Below are 11,562 nucleotides of genomic sequence, written 5' to 3'. Positions count from 1 at the left end.
CGACAGCGACAGCGACAGCGACAGCGACAGCGACAGCGACAGCGACAGCGACAGCGACAGCGACAGCGACAGCGACAGCGACATGGCGGACTACTCGCTGAACGCGGACTACCCGCTGAACGCGACCGTCAAGAGCTTGATGAGCGGACTCAGCAGCTCCGCATCTGCCCTCGCTGGAGTCTCTGGCTACGGCTCCTCCATCACCGGGCTGAACCCGCGCGCTTCGACCCTCGCCGCGCTGTCCGGCAGCGCCTCGACCCTCGCCGCGCTCTCCGGCAGCGCCTCGACCCTCGCCGCGCTCTCCGGCAGCGCCTCATCCCCCGCTGCCCTAGGCCGAAGCACATCAACCTTCGCCGCACTCTCCGGCTACCTGTCCTCGACGGCAGCCCTGAACCGGAGCGGAAGCGCCTCGACCCTCACCGCCCTCTCCGGGAGCGCCTCATCCCTCGCGACCCTGGGCCGGAGCGCCTCGACCCTCACCGCACTCTCCGGCAGCGCCTCATCCCTCGCGACCCTGGGCCGGAGCGCCTCGACCCTCGCCGCGCTCACCGGCTACCTGTCCACAACGGCAGCACTGAACCGGAATACATCGGCCCTCGCGAACGCCGGGAACTACCGATCCACACTCGCTGACGCGTCCATCTACACGTCCTCGATCACCGAACTAGCTCGAGCAGCGAGCCTTGGCGCGAACTACGGCCAAGCCATGCGTCGCTCGACCCGTACAGCAACGCCCGGCATCGACCCGTCGTTCGCAGGCGTCGCAGACTCCTCGGACCTCGACGATGCAGTCAACGATCTACTGTCTCCGATGCCCGAGTTCATCGCGGCGCCCAGTGACTCAGCGTTGGAAGTCGCCCGAACTCCCCGGATCCTGCTACCTCACGAGGTTGCAGCAGAAGCAGCAACCCAGAGCTTCAACAACCTGCTGCGCGAGATGCTCGTCGCTGCCCAGTCCAGAGGCCGCACGGGGACACAAGAGGTACTCCGCTTGGCCGCTACCCCAGCAGCCAAGTCAGCCGGACTGGTCCTGACGGTCGCCGCTGTCTACGTAGCGATGCAGGTTGCGCCAGACGTCGACGGCGCAGTCGGCGATCTTGCGAACGCGGCCGGACTGGTTGGCCTGCTGTCGGTTCTCATCGCCTTCTGGGGCAAGCGACCCGGCGAGTGATGCAGTCGCCATGGCGCGGCTACCGCAGTCAACGCACCCCGGGAAGTCCGCTGTTCAACGCGATCAACAGGTCCAGGCACTCTTCCTGGTGCACCTCCCCGACGACCAGCCGGGAGGGCCGCATCCGCAGCGCTTCCTTGACCAGCCGGCGCAGCGGGATCTCACCCGCGCCCTCGAGGTTGGCCCGCCGGGTCTGCATCGCCACGACGTTAGGCAGCGGGACCCGCAGCCTGGTGACGAGCGAACTACACACGTCCGCGTTGCTCACCTGGATGAAACGCTCGACGGTCGGCGCAGGTGCGGACCGTCCCTGCACTGCCGACTTCGTCGGGGCGGCACCGTAGGTACATGACGGCCGGCCCGAGTCCCGCATAGCGGTCGGGAACGCGGGCGCCCCCTCGACGAGGCGAGCTCAGGGATCCGACGAGTGACGGGCCTGCACGAGGCGCGGGGGCGGACGCGGCCAACTGCCTCGCCCAGTCGAGCAGAGCCCGCTGGAAGGCTCCTCGGCGGCGCGAATGCTGCCGGATTTCCAGAGGAGCGAGCGATCTCGTCGAGGGTCGTCCACGGGACAACGGTTCTCGGCAAGGACGCGCGGGAGCGAGGGGGGACGCAATCGTGATCGTTACCAAGGGGTACGAGAACAAGACTGTCCAAGCGGTTCGCGGCACCGAAGACAAGACCATCGCCAAGTGGGAGACGGCCGGCTGGCAGCTGGTCAGCCGTGACCAGGGAACTTTCCGCACCGCCCTCATCTTCCGGCGTTCAAAGCTCAAGAAGAACCTCCCAGCGGCCGCCGCCCTCGCGTTCCTGCTTCCGGTGGCGGTCGGCGGTCTGACCCTCGGCCTGATCTTCGGCGACGACAAGAACACGACGGCTCCGCCGACGGCCGCCACGGCAAGTTCTCCCCCCCGCCGACGTCGCGTCACCGGCCCGCCCCTCCGCACCGACTCCTTCGGAAACCGCCTGGGAAGAGACGCAGGACGCCCAGCTCACCTTCGGTGAGACGGCTCGCTTCCGCTCCACCGCTGGGGACAACAACATCCCGCTGGAGATCACCGTCGGGTCGCCAGTGCCCTTCACCCCGGGCGAAGCGGCCACTGCCTACGACAAGCGAGCCGAGTACACCGTTCGGGAGGGAGAGCTCCACCAGACGAACGTCTACTTCACCGTGACCATCAGGAACCTGTCGACCAGCCAGGCGTTCAGCCCGGACTTCGCGTTCTCCGACGTTGCGGAGACCGGTGCCGACGGCCAGGTGTCGACAGTTGTGGAGGGAGACGTCGTCGGCATGACCGGATGGCCACAGGAGATCGCTTCCGGAGGGACGTTCACCCTCAAGGACGGTTACAGCGTGAAGGACGCCACCGCGATCGAGTACACGCTCGACATCGACGGCCTCGCCGGCCGATCCTTCTCCTTCTCCCGCTAGCGGGCTCGGACCGGGCGTCGTCACGACCGCGGCTTGAGGGCGTCGACTCCCTGCGGAGAACGGCCCGGGTCGAGTGGCAGATCGCGCCGGGCTCGAAGGTTCGATCGGAGCCCAAGACGCCGCGGTCCCGGCGGACGGTGCCGCTAACCCAGGTCGTGGCCGAGGCGCTGGCCCTGCACATCGCCGTCCTCCCGCCGGGCGAGGACGGCACGCTGTTCACCACCCGCAGCGGCGAGCCGTACAGGCACGACCACTACGGCACGGTCATCTTCCAAAAGGCGGTCGCGCGCGCCGGCCTGCCAACCGGGACCACCAGCCACGACCTGCGCCACTACTACGCGAGCGTCCTGCTGGCGGCCGGCGAGTCGGTGGTGGCCGTGGCCGAACGGCTCGACCGCTAGAACGCGACTCTGGTTCTCAAGACCTACGGGCACCTCATGCCCGACAGCGAGGACCGCACTCGACGGGCGGTCGATGCTGCCTGGGAGCCCGAGGTTGAGACGGCCGAGGATGCCCAGACTGGCCGGTGACTCTGCGTACTGTGCCTTTCGTGTGCCCTGAGGCATCACGCGAGCCGCTGACCAGGCGGCATGCTCTTGGATAAGACGTTGAAGCGGAACGTTGCTGGGGTGTTTGACCTTGATTGACTGACGTTGAGAAAGCGCCCCTGACCTGGGGATTCACTACTGCGCCTTCACGAGAGGTTGCGGGCGAAACTGGACGTTTCACGGACTATCTGCGGACTCGTTGCGGACGTCGCAGACCGCAGCGGCCGGCCGCCGACTTCGACGCGCTGATGCAGGCCGCCCGCGGGCCACGACGGACGGACGGTCACAGGGCTCGCCTACGGTGTTGGCATGCGCATCGCCGTCGTTCGCCGGTACGACTTCGACGCCGCGCACGTCCTGCCCTGGCACCAAGGCAAGTGCGCCCGGCTCCACGGCCACACCTATCGCCTCGAGGTCACCGTCGCGGGGCCGCTGGACCACCGCGGGGTCGTTATGGACTTCGCTGAAGTTGACGAAATAGTTGAACGGCACGTTCTCGCGATACTCGACCACTACCACCTGAACGACGTTCTGGAAAACCCCACCGCTGAACGAGTTGCGCTCCTCGTGGGCGAGCGGCTGACCGCCGCGGGACTGCCCTGGTCGCAGCTGCGGCTGTGGGAGACAGCGGACGGCTCGGTTGTCGTCGAGCGGTGAACCGCGTGCGTGGCGGGGAGCTAGTCGGCCGGGGCCGCACGAGCTGCTGGTCAGCGAGGTGTTCGGTCCGACGATTCAGGGCGAAGGGCCCAGCGCCGGCCGACCCGCTGTCTTTGTCCGGCTCGGTGCGTGCAACCTCGCCTGCGCCTGGTGTGACACCGCGTACACGTGGGACGGTGACCGGTACGACCTCTCGCGCGAATTGCAGATTAGGTCGACCGGCGATGTTGCCCGAGAGGTTCTCGCGCTGCGCCCTTCGCTGGTCGTCCTGACGGGCGGCGAGCCGGCGCTGCAGAGCCGCGAGGCGGCCCGGCTGGCGCGGGCAATCACCGACGGCGGTTCTGCCATCGAACTTGAGACGAGCGGGACAGTGCCGTTGGGAGCGCTCGCGAATGCGGTGCGGCTCGTCGTCACGAGCCCGAAGCTCTCGAGCTCGGCGGTCCTCGACCGCGCTCGCCTGCGGTGGGGCGTCCTCGCCGAGATCGCCGCCCTACCGCACGCAGTCTTCAAGTTCGTGGTGCAATCGCCGACCGACTTGCGCGAGGCGGACGAGATCGTCGCTCGGCTCGGGCTCTCTCCAGGTCGCGTGTGGTTGATGCCCGAGGCGACTCACGCGGCGGCGCTCGCAGACGGGCTGCGGGCGCTGGCCCCGCACGCCGTGAGCCGCGGATGGTCGTTGAGCAGCCGCCTGCAGGTGGCGGTCTGGGGTGACGAGCGGGGCCGCTAGTACTTCGAATGCCGCAAGGCGGTGTTGCGGGCCTCGGAAGCAGTCCATTTCGGGCAGTATCAAGCGATGGGCGCGAATGGTGGGGAGCCTGTGGTCCTGCTCAGCGGAGGAGTCGACAGCGCGGTCGTGCTCGCGCTGCTCAAGCGGGCCGGGCGGGCGCCTGCCGCCTTGTGGATCGACTACGGGCAGCCGGCGGCGACCGCCGAGCTCCGCGCTAGCGAGGCCCTCGCCGGGCTGTACGACGCCGCGTGGTCGAGGGTGGACGTGCACGGACTCGCGCCGCCCGCCGCAGGCGAGTTCCCTGGCCGCAACGACCTGTTAGTAGCGACCGCGGGAGTCTTCGGCGGAGGTGCCCCCGTCGCCATCGGGGTTCACGCCGGTACCGGCTACGCCGACTGTTCGCCTGGCTGGCTGCATGGGTGGCAGGCACACCTTGCCACTCAGCGACCTGGCGAAGCCACCCTCCTTGCCCCGCTCATCGACGCCAGCAAGGCCGACGTCTTAGCGCTAGCACGCGAACTTGCGGTCCCCACCGACTTGGCCTACTCGTGCGAGACCAGCTCAGAACCGTGCGCCCGGTGCTCATCCTGCATGGACAGGGCCCGGTGCGATGCTCGCCCGTAGCCGCCATCTCCGCCTGGCCACGCAGCCGCTACCGGGGCCCCTTCTTGTCCCGAGCGTTTCCAGCAAGGGCTTCCCCGTCGGCCGGGACGGCGTGAGCGAGGCCGGCGCGGCATTGCATGTCGTCGGGCCGGATCTGCATGAGTCGCTACTGGTCTCGGCGTACGACCTCTACCTGGGCCTGCTTCCAGACGCCGAACGGGCGATGAGTCAGGACCACGGCGAGACGCTGTACGCCCTCCCGCACCTCCTCATCGTCGACAGCGGCGGCTATGAGCTGAACCCTCACGACTTCGAGTCCGGTGAGCAGCGCCGCGGTGCTTATCTCCCCGACGACCGGTTCGGGCACGAGCAGTTCTCCGAAGTGCTGTCCAGGCTGCCTGCAGGCCGCGACCTTCTCGTCGTAAACTACGACGAGCCTGTCGATCCGGACGGCGCCGGTCGGGTGACGTACCGCGTGCAGCGCGAAGAGGCGCAGGCCCAGCTTTCCGCTCGCATGGACATCCGCAAGACATTCCTTGTAAAGCCCGAGGGCCACTCGCCGTTCCTCGACGTGGCCGCCATGACCCCCGACGCACCGGATCTGGTTGCGTTCGACGTTGTCGGGGTGACCGAGAAGGAACTTGGCGGCACCTTCCTGGACAAGCTCGTTTCCCTCGCTCGGCTCAGGCGTCTGCTCGACGAGTCGGGGTGCGGCGAGGTCCCCCTGCATGTCTTCGGGAGCCTTGATCCGCTCCTCACACCGCTGTATTTCATGGCTGGCGGTGAGCTGTTTGACGGACTGAGTTGGCTGCGCTACGCGTACGCGGACGGGCTCGCCGTACACCCCGAGGCGCTGTCTGTCCTGGCTGGGGACGTTGACCAGCGACAGGACCGCCGGGACGCTCTCCGCCGGGTTTTGAACCTACGGGAGCTGCACCACCTCAAGCACCGACTGGCGCGGTGGGCCCACGAGCAAGAGCGGTACGACATCCTGGGCCCGCGACACCAGGAGCTGCGCGAGGTGTACGAGATCATGACCGCGAAGCTCGCGCAGAGGAGATGACGGCATGGGAGGCAGCGGAGGCGGTAGCAGTTCCGGCGGCAAGGACCCACGAGAACTCCGCCGCGAGATCGAGGAGCAGCTTCGCCAGCAGGAGCTTGCGGCGGAGCTTAACGGCGTCCTGGGCGAGCTCCTTGCCACGTTCAACGACCGAGACACCCAACTCGTCCGCGATCGCCTTGACGCAGTCGACGAAGCCCTCGGCGACGCCGCAATCGACGTCGACCGACTGCTTTTCGGGGGGAGCGTCGCCAAGCACACCTACGTCGACGGGCTGAGTGACGTCGACGCGCTCGTTGTTGTGGATGATGCAGACGCGTCACCGGCGGACCTCGTCGAGAGGTTTGCCGACGCGCTCCGGGGCCGCCTTGCGCTCGGGGACGTCGAGTCGATCGAGCCGGGACGTCTGGCGGTGACTGTGACCTACAACGATGGCACTCAGTTGCAGGCGCTGCCGGCGGTCGAACGGGACGGTCACACGTCAATCGCCTCCGAGGATGGAGAGAGTTGGCGCCAAATCCGCCCTCACAAGTTCGCCGAAAAGCTATCCGAGGTCAACCGGGCGAACGGGGACGCGGTCGTGCCCGCGATCAAGCTAGCGAAGGCCGCCATCGCAGGTCTGCCCGAACAGCACCGACTCTCCGGTTATCACGTCGAGGCAATCGCCGTTGACGCCTTCGAGGACTACAGCGGTCGCCGTGACCGCGCGTCGATCCTGCTCCACCTCGTCGAGCACGCCTCCCGGGCGGTCTTGCGCCCTACCAGTGACATCACGGGCCAGTCGGTCCACGTAGACGACCGCCTGGGCGGCTCAAGCAGCCCGCGTCGCCGCGAGATTGCCGCGTCGCTCGGGCGCCTCGCTGCCCGGCTCCGCGGCGCGACGACCGGCGACGACTACCGGCGTATCCTCGACGGCGGCGACTGACGTGGCAGCAAGCCAGACGGAGCTCGAGAGGCAGCGCCGGCTAGTCGACACGGCGGTGTCCATGCATGCCGCCCTGCGCGATCGGTACAACCGATTCGGCATCGGGCTGCTCCTCGTCGTTCTCGGCGCGTCGGCGTTAGGGCTGGCATTCGCCTTCGCTCCAGGCGACGCCAAGGTGACCGTCCTCAGCGTCGAGACCGAGCGCTCCACATGGCTCGGCTGGCTGGCTCTGTGCACCTTCGTAGTCACAGTCGCGGATCTCGTCCTGGACCTGCGCGGCAAGGGCAGGGAGCGCGACAGTGCGGTTCGGGCCTTGGCCGCGCTCAAGGCCGAGTACCGCTCCGCAGACCTGGCCGACCTTGATGACGCCGCGCGGCTCGCCGCCCGGTACGCCGCCGTGACCGATGCGGTGCCGCCCATCCCGGAACGGCGGTTCCTGGCGCTTAAGGCCGCTCACCTGCGCAAGGTTGAGCTAAGCAAGATCATCAGCGCCAGGCCCGGCATCGGGACCCTGCGTGCGCGCTGGGTCCTCTGGCGCCGCAACGCCTCCTCCGGCAGCTGACGTCCCGCCGCGCGCCGAACGCGACGTCCGGTGCTCGGACAGGGCAGTATCGACCTGTGGCGGCCACTCCTGCGATGCCGACCGACGTCCTCGTCGTTCGGTACTTGCAAGCCAAGCGCGCCGTGCTCGAGGCCGGCCACGCCGCGGAGATCGCGTGGCAGGCCCGGGCCGGCGGTGCGCGCCTGACCGCCGCCGCGTTCGTCCGGGAGGCCGCGTGGGTTGTCCTCTCGGCCGGAATGAGCGAGGCCGTGGTCCGCGCGAAGTTTCCAGCGCTGGAGCGAGCCCTGCACCACTTTCACCCTGGACGCATCGCCGCTGACCCCTTCGCTGCCCGGACCGCTGCTTTGGCCGTGTTCGGTCACGCGCGAAAGGTCGACGCCATTCTGTCCATCGCCACCACCGCCCTCGAACTGGGCGACGCGGAGCTGCGCGCGCGCATAAAGGGGGACCCTGAAGAGTTCCTGCGCGCGTTGCCCTACATCGGTCCCGTCACATGGCGCCACCTCGCGAAGAATCTGGGCGCGCCCGTCGCTAAGGCGGACCGGCACCTCGTCCGGCTGGCCGCCGCGACCGGCAGGCCGGACGTCGACACGCTGTGCGACGAGATATCCGGGTGGCTCGGTGAGCCTGTCGCTGTTGTGGACGTCGTCCTGTGGCGTTGGGCGGTCCTGCACGCGGCGGCCTGCCCGGCAACGTGCGACGGCGTTCCCCACGCTCCCGGCCAGGATCGACGGGAGACCAACCTCGTCTGACTCGGGGCGCGCACCGAAAGCCCCGGCGGGCCTCCAGAGCTCAGCGAACGGGTCGTGGCCGAGGGTGGTCCGCTCGACGGCACGGAGATCGACCTCGCAGGTAGGTCAGGAGAGGCCACCGCCGAGATGGCGGATCGCTCGCTCCACCGTTATGGGCGAACGAGTGTTGTACGCCCCCTCCAGTCCAGGACGGGCGGAGCAGTGTTCCGGTGGTCCGGCCGCCCATAGCGCGAACTGCGAAAGAGCCCGGTTGAGGATCGGTAAGCGAGCATCCTGCGACGCCAGGAGGCCGGAGTCGATGGGCGTCCCCTAGGGGATCCCTTTCTGAAATGTCAACAGCTGTGGACATGGGAGGGAGAGGCTGACCCGCCGGCCTTGCCTCCGCGGGATCGTCGCTGCCCCGCTCCTGTGGGTCTGGGCCCCCGTTGCGGCAGCCCGCTGCGAAGCAGTCGGCCTGGCGACGACACAGTCACCCCAGTGCCGACTGCATGCTGGCTCACGCCCCCGACCTCATCGCCGCCACCAACCTCTGCTTGGACCGCATGTCGACCCCCCATTGCAGGCCGACAGCGGGGATGCTTTTGACGTGATGGTGAAACGACGGCGAGGAAGGAACCCACAGGGACTCACTCGTAGGAACCGCGGCCAGCGATCCCAATCGGTCGCGCAGAACGCCGCGGAACACGACGCTGCCGCGCTGGTCGCGACGCCGCCAACCGAGGCAACGGGACGGAAAAGTGTCGTTCGCCGGTGGTGGCCGTTGATTGTCACGGTCTGCGGAGCCGTGGCCGTTGCTGTGAGCGCCGTCAACGACGGTTGGGGCATCCTGGACCGATTCTCCGAGGAGAACCCCTCAGGAGAAGTGTCGCTGCAGTTCGTCTCGGAGTCACCGGAAAGTCGGACGTTCGACGTCCGCTATCGCGCGGAGTCCCCCGACAGCAACGCAGGCCCTGTTCGACTGTTCCTAGAACTGCCGCGGAGCCGGCCCGCGGAGGGTCCTGAGCTGGAACCTACAGCAGATTTGGTTGCGGCTCTCCGCCTTGGGGGCCGCCTCCTCGACGAGGATCACCAGCGCATCGGGCCGCCCCCGCAATTATTCACCCAGATGTCGGTGCAACGAGACACCCTCGACTGGCGCCCCGCCGCAGGAGCTCCGGCGGGCTCGTCCGCCACGGTCGCGGAGCTGACCCGATACGGCCTGGTTGTGGGCTCGCCCGCCCCGAACTCGCCGACCGAGGGGGTTCTCTCCGTCGAGATCGACAAGAATCCGGAGGAGCGGCCGATCAGCGTGGACACCTACATCCGAACCGCAGGACAGGAAGAATGGTCGCGTCGCGTTGAGGCGCGACCGGGCGGCGTCGTCGAAGTCATGATCCGATTCGAGAATCGAGGGCCAGACGAGGCGCAGTCCGTAGTCGTGGGGAGCAACCTCCCCGACTATGTTCGCTACCTTTCCGGATCGACGGTCATGATCAACACGAACTATCCGAGCGGTACCGCCGCAAGCAGCAACAACGTCGCGGCGGGTGGAATCAACGTCGGCTCGTACGCCGCCGGTTCAGCCGGTTACGTCCGCTTCGACGTCGAGGTGGACAACGCCGGGGCGTTCGAACAGCTGGGCACGTACTCCCTCCGGCTGGTCGGTGTGGCCCGGCCGCGATCCGAGGACGAGGAGATCTGGGACGTCGCGTCGATCGATGTCGCGATCGGCGACGAATGACGCGCAGATCTCGGGCATCCCCTTGTGCGCGTCCCGCGCGGCGATCGTCTGCCGGAACCAGCATCAAGCCTGCTTCAACTTATGCCACCGGGCTGCAGTGGTCCGATCTCGAGGGCCTCGTCTACACCGCTGCCACCTGTTCAACGGCTAGAACACTGTTCCCCAGAGCGCAACGCCTCCCGCGACCAGGCCCGCCGCCAACAGCGAAGCCACGATCCCGACCAGGATCTGGCCCACTATGCCGATGACTCCGGCTGCGGTCCGTTGCGCCGAGTGATCGGGCCCCACAGCCTCGCGGAGGTTGGACGGCCAGCGGAGGAACGCCGCGAGTAGGCCAGTCAGTCCGCGCTCACGTTCGGCTGCCTCTACCGACGCCTGCCGCGACCGGGAAATCGCGGCCTCGACGGTGGAGACGATCGTTGTCGGTTCAAGCTGCTGCGGGTCCTGGATGCTCATCTGCCAGTTCGCGACCGGGTCAACGTTGTGCATGATGTACGCCGCGTTGCGCAGAGTGAAGGTGCCGCCATATCGGGGATAGGCGGATGCCGCGGCGCCGGCTGCCTGAGACACCTCCGAGTAGAGGCGCGTCCACTCGCTTTGGCTCACCCCAGGCGCCGCCTTGAGCACCGTCAGGGTGAGGCCCGTAGGGGCCGCGTGAGCGTGGTTGATCAGCTCCACGTAGGCGTTGCGGAACTCCATCATCAGGTTGGAGTCCTGCAAGTAGCGCTGACTCGGCTTCATGGGGTCAGTCTGCCGAAGCTATCCCACAGGCGAGCGGCTCGCCGAGAGTGGTTCGATCGCTCCGCTTCGACCTAGAGACGCCGTGCCTGCCTTACATCGCCCATGCGTCCCCGCATGCCCAATCGCCATCGGGAAACTGACAGCACCAATTTGGTTCATCCGGCGAGTCGTCCCGAATAGGCCGCCCGGAAGCGTGTCCGGGATCGGAGCGGTGTACGGCACGCTCCTTCAGCAGGAGCGACCCGGAGTGGGAATCGACCTCCCGACGGCCAGTCGGACACTCGCAGGCCCTCCGGAGTCCCCGGGCGACACGGACAGGCGCAATCAAGCTCCTCCTGCGCGGAGCGGCGCCAGACCGTCTGCGGAGCACCTCGGCCCGCCTCTGACCGCCCTCACCAAGAAACAAGACCACGACCTGACACACCTCTTGCACTCAGGGTTTGCCCGATTCGTGGTGACGAGTCCATGCACCTTGATACGGACAGTGGCCTGCATGGGTACCCGACGAACCGACGACTACCGCGCTCGCCGACGAGAGCGGAAGCGTCACCGTCGTCATCAGCAGGAGCGCGCCGTGGCTCGCCAGAACCGTGCACCGGTCCGGGAGCCGGTACCGACTCCCGCGAGCGGCAGCGCGCGGCGGGCCGCCGCCACGGCCTGCGGC

Annotated in this window: 14 protein-coding genes; 12 read left to right on the top strand and 2 right to left on the bottom strand. The window is 67.9% G+C overall.

From position 1 onward, the window contains the following. The coding region (locus tag Q1A09_RS16115) for a hypothetical protein (RefSeq protein ID WP_299956922.1) at positions 1-1,171 on the top strand (1,171 nt) is incomplete at its 5' end. 28 nt (positions 1,172-1,199) lie between these two features. On the opposite strand, the gene Q1A09_RS22650 is transcribed toward Q1A09_RS16115, so the two are convergent. Further along, positions 1,200-1,370 (bottom strand): ATPase, T2SS/T4P/T4SS family, encoded by a 171-nt coding sequence (locus Q1A09_RS22650; protein ID WP_366139796.1) that lies wholly within the window; start codon positions 1,368-1,370, stop codon positions 1,200-1,202. A 419-nt stretch (positions 1,371-1,789) separates the two neighbouring features. Here Q1A09_RS22650 and Q1A09_RS16105 point away from each other — a divergent pair, with 419 nt between their 5' ends. The 11 genes from Q1A09_RS16105 (at position 1,790) to Q1A09_RS16060 (ending at position 10,157) form a co-directional block, all read left to right on the top strand. Continuing rightward, the gene (locus Q1A09_RS16105) at positions 1,790-2,176 is read left to right on the top strand and encodes a hypothetical protein (RefSeq protein WP_299956918.1); all 387 of its coding nucleotides are present in this window, start codon (positions 1,790-1,792) and stop codon (positions 2,174-2,176) included. Between the two features lie 67 nt (positions 2,177-2,243). After that, positions 2,244-2,603, top strand: a complete 360-nt coding sequence (locus Q1A09_RS16100; RefSeq protein ID WP_299956916.1) for a hypothetical protein — start codon at positions 2,244-2,246, stop codon at positions 2,601-2,603. After that, positions 2,582-3,004, top strand: coding sequence for a tyrosine-type recombinase/integrase (locus Q1A09_RS16095; RefSeq protein WP_299956958.1), 423 nt, complete (start codon positions 2,582-2,584; stop codon positions 3,002-3,004). The genes Q1A09_RS16100 and Q1A09_RS16095 overlap by 22 nt, the downstream gene beginning before the upstream one ends. A 456-nt stretch (positions 3,005-3,460) precedes the next feature. After that, on the top strand, positions 3,461-3,808 hold the full coding sequence (queD, locus tag Q1A09_RS16090; protein ID WP_299956914.1) for a 6-carboxytetrahydropterin synthase QueD: 348 nt from the start codon (positions 3,461-3,463) through the stop codon (positions 3,806-3,808). A gap of 58 nt (positions 3,809-3,866) precedes the next feature. Beyond that, positions 3,867-4,535 (top strand): 7-carboxy-7-deazaguanine synthase QueE, encoded by a 669-nt coding sequence (locus Q1A09_RS16085; RefSeq protein WP_299956912.1) that lies wholly within the window; start codon positions 3,867-3,869, stop codon positions 4,533-4,535. Between the two features lie 66 nt (positions 4,536-4,601). Continuing rightward, positions 4,602-5,159 carry a 7-cyano-7-deazaguanine synthase gene (locus tag Q1A09_RS22645; protein ID WP_366139795.1) on the top strand — a complete coding sequence of 186 codons (558 nt, stop codon included), beginning with the start codon at positions 4,602-4,604 and terminating at the stop codon, positions 5,157-5,159. Positions 5,160-5,250: 91 nt separating this feature from the next. After that, positions 5,251-6,201: a hypothetical protein gene (locus Q1A09_RS16080; protein ID WP_299956909.1), complete on the top strand. Its 951-nt coding sequence runs from the start codon at positions 5,251-5,253 to the stop codon at positions 6,199-6,201. Positions 6,202-6,205: 4 nt separating this feature from the next. Continuing rightward, positions 6,206-7,123, top strand: a complete 918-nt coding sequence (locus Q1A09_RS16075; protein ID WP_299956907.1) for a CBASS oligonucleotide cyclase — start codon at positions 6,206-6,208, stop codon at positions 7,121-7,123. A 61-nt stretch (positions 7,124-7,184) separates the two neighbouring features. Continuing rightward, a complete protein-coding gene (locus tag Q1A09_RS16070) occupies positions 7,185-7,685 on the top strand; it encodes a hypothetical protein (RefSeq protein ID WP_299956904.1) in 501 nt (166 codons plus the stop codon). A 74-nt stretch (positions 7,686-7,759) separates the two neighbouring features. Then, complete coding sequence (locus Q1A09_RS16065) at positions 7,760-8,437, top strand: hypothetical protein (RefSeq protein ID WP_299956902.1); 678 nt, start codon at positions 7,760-7,762, stop codon at positions 8,435-8,437. 796 nt (positions 8,438-9,233) lie between these two features. After that, on the top strand, positions 9,234-10,157 hold the full coding sequence (locus tag Q1A09_RS16060) for a hypothetical protein (RefSeq protein WP_299956899.1): 924 nt from the start codon (positions 9,234-9,236) through the stop codon (positions 10,155-10,157). 147 nt (positions 10,158-10,304) lie between these two features. On the opposite strand, the gene Q1A09_RS16055 is transcribed toward Q1A09_RS16060, so the two are convergent. Beyond that, positions 10,305-10,898, bottom strand: a complete 594-nt coding sequence (locus tag Q1A09_RS16055; protein ID WP_299956897.1) for a hypothetical protein — start codon at positions 10,896-10,898, stop codon at positions 10,305-10,307. Positions 10,899-11,562 lie beyond the last annotated feature (664 nt).

This window comes from uncultured Modestobacter sp. (assembly GCF_947486615.1).
Taxonomy (GTDB): domain Bacteria; phylum Actinomycetota; class Actinomycetes; order Mycobacteriales; family Geodermatophilaceae; genus Modestobacter.
The sequence above is the reverse complement of the archived record's forward strand: the minus strand, read 5'-3'. Positions and strand labels throughout refer to the sequence as shown.